The sequence below is a fragment of the Dyella sp. genome, from assembly GCF_035486915.1.
Classification (GTDB): domain Bacteria; phylum Pseudomonadota; class Gammaproteobacteria; order Xanthomonadales; family Rhodanobacteraceae; genus Dyella_B.
In genome coordinates this window covers 1-9,089 of record NZ_DATHMR010000208.1, presented here as the reverse complement: position 1 = coordinate 9,089, position 9,089 = coordinate 1, and the positions used below count along the sequence as shown (strand labels likewise).

7 protein-coding genes and 4 tRNA genes are annotated in these 9,089 nt (G+C 58.5%); 6 read left to right on the top strand and 5 right to left on the bottom strand.

Annotation, left to right across the window (positions count from 1 at the left end):
• The 3 genes from VK725_RS17625 to VK725_RS17615 form a co-directional block, all read right to left on the bottom strand.
• The coding region (locus tag VK725_RS17625) for a 2-dehydropantoate 2-reductase N-terminal domain-containing protein (RefSeq protein WP_325319364.1) at positions 1-402 on the bottom strand (402 nt) is incomplete at its 3' end.
• Between the two features lie 152 nt (positions 403-554).
• The gene (locus VK725_RS17620) at positions 555-1,352 is read right to left on the bottom strand and encodes an FKBP-type peptidyl-prolyl cis-trans isomerase (RefSeq protein WP_325319363.1); all 798 of its coding nucleotides are present in this window, start codon (positions 1,350-1,352) and stop codon (positions 555-557) included.
• 168 nt (positions 1,353-1,520) lie between these two features.
• Positions 1,521-3,287, bottom strand: a complete 1,767-nt coding sequence (locus VK725_RS17615) for a cation:proton antiporter (RefSeq protein WP_325319362.1) — start codon at positions 3,285-3,287, stop codon at positions 1,521-1,523.
• Between the two features lie 161 nt (positions 3,288-3,448).
• On the opposite strand from VK725_RS17615, the gene VK725_RS17610 reads away from it, so the two are divergent.
• The 3 genes from VK725_RS17610 to VK725_RS17600 all read left to right on the top strand — a co-directional run bounded on the left by VK725_RS17610 (position 3,449) and on the right by VK725_RS17600 (position 3,744).
• Positions 3,449-3,524: transfer RNA gene (locus VK725_RS17610), tRNA-Ala, on the top strand.
• 8 nt (positions 3,525-3,532) lie between these two features.
• A tRNA-Glu gene (locus tag VK725_RS17605) sits at positions 3,533-3,608 on the top strand.
• Positions 3,609-3,667: 59 nt separating this feature from the next.
• A tRNA-Asp gene (locus VK725_RS17600) sits at positions 3,668-3,744 on the top strand.
• 96 nt (positions 3,745-3,840) lie between these two features.
• Here the strand turns inward: VK725_RS17600 and VK725_RS17595 are convergent.
• Together VK725_RS17595 and ppsR are read right to left on the bottom strand one after the other, a co-directional pair.
• Complete coding sequence (locus VK725_RS17595) at positions 3,841-4,305, bottom strand: DUF1249 domain-containing protein (protein WP_325319361.1); 465 nt, start codon at positions 4,303-4,305, stop codon at positions 3,841-3,843.
• Between the two features lie 23 nt (positions 4,306-4,328).
• Entirely contained in the window at positions 4,329-5,144 is an 816-nt protein-coding gene (ppsR, locus tag VK725_RS17590) for a posphoenolpyruvate synthetase regulatory kinase/phosphorylase PpsR (protein ID WP_325319360.1), read from the bottom strand.
• 227 nt (positions 5,145-5,371) lie between these two features.
• Here ppsR and ppsA point away from each other — a divergent pair, with 227 nt between their 5' ends.
• From ppsA to VK725_RS17575, 3 genes are all read left to right on the top strand, one after another.
• A complete protein-coding gene (gene ppsA, locus VK725_RS17585; RefSeq protein WP_325319359.1) occupies positions 5,372-7,747 on the top strand; it encodes a phosphoenolpyruvate synthase in 2,376 nt (791 codons plus the stop codon).
• A 203-nt stretch (positions 7,748-7,950) separates the two neighbouring features.
• On the top strand, positions 7,951-8,595 hold the full coding sequence (gene lepB / locus VK725_RS17580) for a signal peptidase I (protein ID WP_325319365.1): 645 nt from the start codon (positions 7,951-7,953) through the stop codon (positions 8,593-8,595).
• An 85-nt stretch (positions 8,596-8,680) separates the two neighbouring features.
• Positions 8,681-8,770: transfer RNA gene (locus VK725_RS17575), tRNA-Ser, on the top strand.
• The last annotated feature ends 319 nt before the right edge of the window (positions 8,771-9,089 follow it).

Here is a 9,089-nt window from a genome sequence, read left to right as displayed (position 1 = left end):
CACGGCTTTATTCACACGATCTGCCGTACCGACCGGCACGGTGGATTTGTTGACGATGACGGTGTAGCGATCCAGATGGCATCCAATCGACTTGGCAACGCCAAGCACGTATTTCAGATCGGCACTGCCATCCTCATCGGGCGGCGTTCCGACGGCGATGAAAATGATCTGCGCATGCGCAACCGCCGCGGAAGCTTCGGTGGTGAATTCGAGCTGGCCATTGGCGTAATTGCGCCGCACGATGGGTTCGAGCCCCGGTTCGAAAATCGGAATTTCGCCGCGCTTCAAACGCTCGACTTTGCTCTCATCGATATCGACGCAGACGACATGGTTGCCCATCTCGGCAAGGCAGGCACCAGTAACCAGGCCCACATAACCGGTTCCAAAAATCGTGACTTTCATCGGATGGGATCACAACCTTGTTCGAAGCCGCCAATTCTAACAGGGCCTATAAGAAACCTCAGTGTCAGCTGCTGAAGCGCCCCAACGCACAAAGAAACAGGGCGCGAATCGCTTCGCGCCCTGCTCGTGTACTGCTTGCGATGTACTGGCGATTACTGCTGGCCACCGCCTGCATCGCCGCCACTCGGAGCACCACCACCTGGGGCCGCACCGTCCTGTGCGCCAGCAGGTGTCGGACCGGTGCTGATCAGCGTGATGTCGAAAATCAGCGTTGCATTCGGTTCCGGGAAGCGCGACGGCTCAGAGCCATAAGCGAGATTCGGCGGAATGAACAGCTTGTAGTGGCCGCCAACCTGCATCAGCTGCAGACCTTCGCGGAAGCCCGGAATGACGTGCGCCAACGGAATCGAAACCGGGCCGCCATTCTGCTGCGAGCTGTCGAACACGCGACCGTCGACGAAGGTGCCGGTGTAGTTGATCTTCACCGTATCGTTCGGGCCCGGACGTGCACCGGAACCTGGCGTGAGGACCTGATACTGCAGGCCCGAGGCCGTCACTTTCACGCCCGAAACCGACTTGTTCTTAGCGAGGAACGCGCTGCCTGCAGCCTGGTTCTTGGACGATTCTGCATCGAACTCAGCCTTGGCCTTGGCCTGCATTTCCGTCATGAACTCTTTCCACACGGCCTGCGCCTGCGCATCGGAGATGTTGGGCTTCTGACCGCTCAGTGCGGCCGTGACAGCCTGGCCCACAACGGCCGGGTCCACATTCTGGCGGATGACGCCAGGGATGGAGCCCACCATCTGATAACCAAGGATCTGGCTGGCTTGAGCTTTGTTGGCAACCGGGGCTGCGGCGGAGCTCGATGTCTGGGCCTGCGCGCCAGCGGTGATACCCAGCGCAACGGCCAGGGCGGCCGCAGTCAGCGTGGGTCGCAGAAAATGCTTCATTTGGAAATCCCTCGTGTATTGGATATGCCGGCGTGCCGGTCGGACCTCCCCCGAATGGAGGCTGGCCTCGCATTGTGCGGTGTCATGTCCGGTCTTGGCAACGACGTTCAGGTAAAGACCATCAGCCCCGATAAAGGTTCACTGCTGCGATTGTGCTCAACTTCTCATTCAGTTTGATTCGTGACCGCCGGATGACGGTTTTTCGAGAGTTTCGCGTAAGGCAGCCTGCAGGCGCGCATGAACTTTCACCAACCCGCGCCAGAGCACCACTGCGAGCACCACTGTCACGGCGACCAGGAAAAGGGCTACACCACGTGGCGGTAAAATCGCCGACCCCAACACGCTAACCAGCACCGCCAGCGCCAAAAGCGTCGCCAGGGGAATGAGCCTCGCAAGAACCTGCCGAATCGCCTGGGTATAGGAACCCGCAAAACGCTCCCGAATGCCGAGCTCAGCCAGCAGCATGCCAAGCGCTTCGGCTTTTCGATAGATCGCGATGAGCAACGGCAATGAAAAAAATAAAGCGCATGCCCAGATCACCGAATGACGAAGATCGCGATCGAGTCCCCATTGCGTGAATCGATCCGCGTGATGAGCATTCACATAGGCGCCGATCACGAATAGCGTGACGACCAACGCGACGTTCACAGCAATATGCCAAAGCAATCGCCGGAACATTGCAGCGAGGGTGGCGTTTTCGTCAACAGGTCGTAGATTTTCCAGCCAGCCGCTGTAGCTGATCATCAACAGCCGGAAAGATGTTGGCAAAACGCGCCGCCCTACGCCTGCAATCGCATCCGTCGAACGCAGCAGATACGGCGAGACAATCATGCAGATCAACGCAGCCGCCACGGCAATCGGATAGATGAAGTCATCCACCGCATTGAGCGAAAGCCCAAGCGTGGCGATCACAAACGAGAACTCTCCGATCTGCGCCATGCAAAGACCGGTGCGCAACGATGTTCGCGCATCGTGGCCAATGAAGAACATACCGACGCTGCATACCACGCTCTTGCCGATCATGACGGCCAGTGCCACGAATATCGCCGGCAGCGCGTAATGGCTCAATTGACCGGGATCGATTTTCAGCCCGATAGCCACGAAAAACAGTGCGGCAAACATATCGCGCAACGGCTCGACCAGATGGACGACTCGCGGTGCGCTGCGTGCCTCGGCCACCACAGCACCGGCGAGAAAAGCCCCCAAAGCGACGCTGAAACCCAGCCGATCGGCGAGCAGGCTTGCGCCAAAACAGATGCCCAGCACGCTTACGAGCAAGGTTTCATCGCGATCGAAATGTGCAACGTAATCGACCAGTCGCGGCAACAGCAAAAGGCCAACGATCATGCCGGCAACGACGAACAAACCCAGATGCCCGATAAGGCTAAACGCCGTTCCCGTTTGCACCGTGCCGCGAATCGCCACCGCGGTGAGCAAGGTGAGTAGCACGATCGTCAGCATGTCTTCGGCCACCAGCATGCCAACCACCAGGCGCGCAAACGGCCATTGACGAAGACCGTTTTCGGTCAGCGTTCGTGTAGCCACCATGGTCGAGGACAGCGCCATGATCGCACCGAGAAACAAGGCGCTTCGATTACTCCAGCCGAACAGTTGCCCAAGCTCGTAACCGATCCACAGCATGAAACCGACTTCAACGACGGTGACAAGCAACAATGCACCGCCGACTTGCCGCAACTTGCGCACGCTGAACTCCAGGCCCAACGTGAACATCAGCAACACCACGCCGAGATTGGAGATATCGCCAATCGTGCGCGGATCAGCAACAAGTACGCCGGGTGTGTGCGGGCCGATCAGCACGCCGGCGAGAATGTATCCCGGCAATACCGGCAATCGCAGACGCTGAAAAATCACCGTCGTGGTGCCGGCTACCAGCATCACAAACGCAAGGTCGCGAACAAAACCGATGTCGTGCATGCGTTTCCTCGCGACCAAGATTCAGTCACAGCTTAAACCGAAGCGTTGCCATCGCTCGGTCGTTGCGTCACTCGAAATCTTGTTCATCCTGGAGCGCGTTTTGTCCAAAAAAACGCTTGACGGAAATGTGAACCCATCCTATTCTTTCGGGCTTCCAGCAGGGGGCCATAGCTCAGCTGGGAGAGCGCCTGCATGGCATGCAGGAGGTCGGCGGTTCGATCCCGCCTGGCTCCACCAACATACACGTCCCCATCGTCTAGAGGCCTAGGACATCACCCTTTCACGGTGGCGACCGGGGTTCGAATCCCCGTGGGGACGCCAACTTTCACAAGTTGGAAATGGACTTAGTATGTTGAAGATGTTGGATGGTTGTACAACGCGGAGCGGTAGTTCAGTCGGTTAGAATGCTGGCCTGTCACGCCGGAGGTCGCGGGTTCGAGTCCCGTCCGCTCCGCCATTTGTTATCAAATATGCACAACCAGACATGTTGTCCCAAAAGGCTCGCCATCGCGCGGGCTTTTTTGTTGCCCGCGAAACGCTAGTTCGATTGTGATTACTTAATCGCTGGCGTCAGCGTGCCGGCCGAATGGCCCTGCTCGGCCAAGTATTCCAGCCAGCGAGCGAGAAAGCCGTTCATCTGCAATCGATGCTGAAACACCGTATGAGCAGGCGGGAACGGCCCTAGCACTTGCCAAAGATGACGCCCCGGATGGCAATGCAACGCCTCCGCGACATGCGCATCGTTATAGACGCGCAACTGCGCCGACGGCGAGCGTAGACCGGTCTGTGTATCGACAAATCCGTAGGTGAGCTCCAGCTCCAGCGTGTACGGATGACATTCCTGAACCACCAAATGCACCGGCAAACCGTCGTCGACATCCGACACGTAATCGCCGACGGCCAACTTCTGAGGCGCAAACAGGCGCGTCAGCCGATGGTAGTTCTCGGCATAAAGCCCCATCAGGAATTCGAAGCGTCCTGGCAACAGGGCAGCACGGCGGTCGAGCACGGCACTCATGGGCGGTAGGGTTACTCCAGCACTTAGAACATGGTTTTTTCGATACCGAACTGATCGAAGATCTTGCTCGCAATTTCCTCAATCGACACGTGTGTCGTGTTGAGGGACGGAATACCAGCTTGCCGCAACAACCGGTCGGCTTGCTCCAGCTCCCACCGGCACTGCTTTAACGTAGCGTAACGGCTACCCGGGCGGCGTTGTTCGCGAATCTGCGCGAGGCGGTTTGGCTCGATCGTCAATCCGAACAGGCGGCTTTTGTGGGCCCGCAGCTTCGGAGGGAGCTCGAGCTTTTCCAGATCATCGTCGGTAAGCGGGTAATTGGCGGCGCTAACCCCATAATGCAAGGCCATATAGAGACAAGTGGGCGTTTTTCCGGAGCGGGAGACGCCAACCAGGATCAGATCGGCCTGGGAGTAATCCACGTCGATGCCATCATCATGGCTCAGCGCGTAATTGGTCGCGTTGATGCGCGCCTCGTATTTGGCGAAGTCCACCAGGCCGTGCGAGCGGTTCACGGCGCCCGAATGCCGTGTGCGCAGCTCGTCTTCCAGCGGGCCGATAAAGGGCGCGAATACGTCCAGCATCAGCGCGCCACTGGTGGCCACGATTTCGCACAGCTGCGGATCGGCCATCGTGTTGACGACGATCGGCCGCTCCCCACTTTGCGCATAACGTGTCTTGATACGCAGCGCAGCGGCCTCGGCTTTGTGGGCATCATCGATGAAGGGCAATCGGTGTTTTTCGAATTGCACCCCTTCAAACTGGGCAAGAATGCTGTTTCCGATCGTCTCGGCCGTAATACCAGTGGAATCGGAGATGAAAAAAACCGAGCGCTGCATGCGTGGGTCCGTAAGCCTTGAGGTTCCTGCCTTGCACCATATCGCAAGCTTGCAAGCCTGTCTTTGCTTGACCAACACCTGACTGGTATGCAGTTGGCGCGGCGCAAAACGCCAATGGTCTTCTTGTGCCACGCACCATCGGCAGCGGACAATACCAGTTCTTGTGCGGCCTGATTTCCCCTGCGCCGCCTCCAGTCACACCCTAAAGAGCTCTTGAGGAGACACCCTTGAACGATCTGGTGCTTTGGCTCGACCAACTGCGCATGACGGACCTTGGAAAGGTCGGCGGTAAGAATGCGTCGCTTGGCGAGATGATCGGCAACTTGTCCCAGCTGGGGGTCTCGGTGCCCGGCGGTTTCGCCACCACGGCCGATGCTTTCCAGGAATACCTGGAAAAAAGTGGTCTGGCCAAGCGCATCGTCGAGCGCCTCGCCACACTCGATGTCGACGATGTGGACGCACTGGTCGCCGGGGGCAAGGAAATCCGCGGCTGGATCGTCGACACCGCCCTGCCCGCCGATCTGGAAAATGCGATACGCGAGGCCTACGTCAAGCTCTGCAAAGACGCCGGCAGCAACGACATCGCCGTGGCAGTGCGCTCGTCCGCAACAGCCGAAGACCTGCCCGACGCGTCCTTCGCCGGTCAGCAGGAAACTTTTCTCAACGTGGTCGGCATCGAGGACGTGCTGCACAAGGTGAAGGAAGTCTTCGCTTCGCTCTACAACGATCGCGCGATCGCCTACCGCGTGCATCACGGCTTCAAGCACGAAGACGTGTTCCTTTCCGCGGGCGTGCAATTGATGGTTCGCTCGGATGTTGGCGCATCGGGCGTGCTGTTCACGCTCGACACCGAATCGGGCTTTCGCGATGTGGTGTTTGTGACCGGCTCTTATGGCCTCGGCGAAATGGTCGTCCAGGGTGCAGTGAATCCGGATGAGTTCTACGTCTTCAAACCCACGCTGAAAGAAGGCAAACCGGCCGTGCTTCGTCGCAGCCTCGGCGCCAAGCAGCAACGCATGGTGTATTCAAACAAGCCGGGCGAGCGCGTGCGCATCGAAGAAACGCCGGCCGCCGATCGCAACCGTTTCTGCCTCACCGATGACGAAGTGCAGGAACTGTCCAAGCAGGCGCTGGTGATCGAGAAGCACTACCAGCGCCCGATGGATATCGAATGGGCGAAGGACGGCAACACCGGCAAGCTCTACATCGTGCAGGCGCGTCCGGAAACGGTGAAATCGCGTGCACACGCCACGCAGCTGGAACGCTTCCATCTCAACGAGAAAAGCAAAGTGCTCGCCGAAGGCCGCGCGATTGGCCAGAAGATCGGTAGCGGCAAAGCGCGCGTGATTCGCTCGCTGGCCGACATGAACAAGGTGCAGGCGGGCGATGTGCTGATCGCCGACATGACCGATCCCGATTGGGAACCAGTGATGAAGCGTGCGTCCGCCATCGTGACGAATCGCGGTGGTCGCACTTGCCATGCGGCAATCATCGCCCGCGAGTTGGGCGTTCCAGCGGTGGTTGGCACCGGCAATGCACTCGATACGATTCCCGACGGCCACGAAGTGACCGTGTCATGCGCCGAAGGCGACACCGGCACGATTTACGAAGGACTGTTGAAGTTCGATCGCGTGACGGCCGATCTGGGCGACATGCCCGAAGCGCCGCTGAAAATCATGATGAACGTCGCGAACCCGGAACGCGCTTTCGACTTCGGCATGCTGCCGAACGCGGGCATTGGTCTGGCGCGTCTGGAGATGATCATCGCCAGCCACATCGGCGTACATCCGAAGGCTCTGCTCGAATACAAGCTGCAGGACGCTGAAACCAAGGCGAAGATCGATCAGCGCATCGCCGGCTATGCCGATCCGGTGAGTTTCTACGTCGATCGTCTTGCCGAAGGCATCGCCACTATCGCGGCGTCGGTATATCCGAAGCCGGTGATCGTGCGCTTGTCGGACTTCAAGTCCAACGAATACGCGAACCTGCTCGGCGGTTCGCGTTACGAGCCGCATGAAGAAAACCCGATGATCGGCTATCGCGGCGCAAGCCGTTACGTCGATGCAGGCTTTGCCGAATCGTTCGGGCTGGAATGCAAAGCAGTCAAGCGTGTGCGCGAAGTGATGGGACTCACCAATGTGTGGGTGATGATTCCTTTCGTACGCACCCTCGGCGAAGGCCGCAAGGTAATTGAGGTGCTTGGCAAGAATGGCCTCAAGCAGGGCGAGCACGATCTGAAGATCATCATGATGTGCGAGCTGCCGTCGAATGCGTTGCTGGCCGACGAATTCCTCGACATCTTCGATGGCTTCTCCATCGGCTCCAACGACCTGACACAGCTCACGCTAGGTCTGGACCGCGATTCGAGCATCGTTGCCCACCTGTTCGATGAACGCGATCCGGCCGTGAAGAAGCTGCTGTCGATGGCCATCCAGACCGCGCGCAAACGCGGCAAATACGTGGGCATCTGCGGCCAGGGTCCGTCGGATCATCCGGATCTGGCCGAATGGCTGATGGACCAGGGCATCGAATCGGTGTCGCTGAATCCGGATACAGTGGTCGATACGTGGCTGCGTTTGGCGAAGAAGAAAAAAGCCGGCTAAGCCACACGACGTGTTAACGATGACGGGGCGGTGACAACACCGCCCCGTTTCTTTTGCATGACTTCAGGGCTAGAAACTCTCTGGACTTCGTGGTGTCCATCATCTTGTTCAGGGAATCATTCACTCTACGACCGGCCAAGGCGGACGACGTTATGCGCGGTTTGATGCAACTCCTTTACAGAAACAAAGGATTCATCGTCTTGATGGTCGGCCTGGTGATGTTCCGCAGCGCCTTTGCCGATTGGAGTGTTGTACCCACCGGATCGATGCAGCCGACCATCCAGATCGGCGATCGCATCTTCGTCGACAAAGCGGCCTACGATATTCGCGTTCCGCTCACGCACATTTCGCTTTGGCACATCGCCGATCCCCAACGTGGCGATATCGTCGTGCTCGACTCACACGTCGCCAACGAACGTCTCGTGAAACGCGTGATTGGTATTCCTGGCGATGAGATTGCGCTGCGCGGAAACGTTCTTTACGTCAACGGCATTGCCGCCACGTATTCGTCAACCATCGTGCAAGGTATTCACGATGACATCGACGATCCCGCGCGTTACGAAGTCGAACGCACAGGCAACATGCAGCACCTGGTCCGACTCTCGCTCTACCACCCCGGCGAAATGCGCGACTTCGGCCCCGTCGCGGTGCCTACGGGGCAATACCTGCTGATGGGCGACAACCGCGACAACAGCATGGACTCACGCTATCTGGGCTTTTTCCCCCGCAACGAAATCGTCGGGCGCTCGCGCTACGTCGCATTGTCGCTGGACCCGGACAACCACTATTTGCCGCGAGAGAAACGCTTCGGCGCGCCCCTCGACAGCGTCACTCCGGTCCCGCAATAGCCCTAAAAACGGCCCCGCAGCCTGTTGTCATGATTCCATCCAGCACGTATCATGTCCGGCTCGCGTGGACCACACGCACCCTTTCGGAGAGGTGGCAGAGTGGTCGAATGTACCTGACTCGAAATCAGGCGTACGTGTAAGCGTACCGTGGGTTCGAATCCCACCCTCTCCGCCAGAAACGAAAAGGCGCCCTCCATGGGCGCTTTTTCGTTTCTGACAAACTGCGAGATGAGAACCCGTGGGTTCGACCGATTCGCCTGAAGCGAGTCGGGACAGCCACAGACCGGCCCCGAAGTGCGAAGCACGCAGGGGTGTGGCCATGGACGGACCGAGCGATCCCGCCATCTCCGCCTGCTACATCAAGTAGTTACAAAATCCCGGGCCTGCGCTGGGATTTTTGTTTGCAGTCGTAGGACTCAGACATCAACCCTTGAATGCGCCAGTCCTTGTCCGCGACATGACTTCTTGCACGATGACTCTTTGCACGCGACATG